The organism is Skermanella stibiiresistens SB22, from assembly GCF_000576635.1.
Classification (GTDB): Bacteria; Pseudomonadota; Alphaproteobacteria; order Azospirillales; family Azospirillaceae; genus Skermanella; species Skermanella stibiiresistens.
The window spans coordinates 1-356 of record NZ_AVFL01000138.1 but is presented as its reverse complement, the minus strand read 5'-3'; the positions used below and the strand labels follow the sequence as shown (position 1 = coordinate 356).

Here is a 356-nt window from a genome sequence, read left to right as displayed (position 1 = left end):
CTTCGGGCGCCCGCCGCCGCAGAAATTCCCCATGCGACGCCAGCAGGGTGTCCGACCGTGCTTCCCGCCGATAGGGCTGCCACTGGCCCCGTCGCAGCCATGTGCGTACCGTTTTGCGGTCCAGGTTCATATGCCGGGCGATCGCCGAAAGCGACCACCCCTCCTTGTGAAGCCGACGCACCGCCTCCCATCCGCCCTCGTCGAGCATGATCTCCTCCGACGCCGTTCTGGCGTCGGAACACGGGGCAGCCGATCCACGGATACCGTTCAAATCCAACATTCTTCCTCCTCCTTCAAAAGAAGGGGTGAGGAATTTTCAATGCCCTCAAGTGGGGATTATTGAGTGCCCGATAACA

1 protein-coding gene is annotated in these 356 nt (G+C 61.5%); it reads right to left on the bottom strand.

Features of this window, described 5'->3' with window-relative positions; all coding sequences use genetic code 11:
- Positions 1 to 280 (bottom strand): helix-turn-helix domain-containing protein (locus N825_RS38535; RefSeq protein WP_157619799.1); only part of this gene is annotated, 280 nt, incomplete at its 3' end.
- Between the last annotated feature and the right edge of the window lie 76 nt (positions 281 to 356).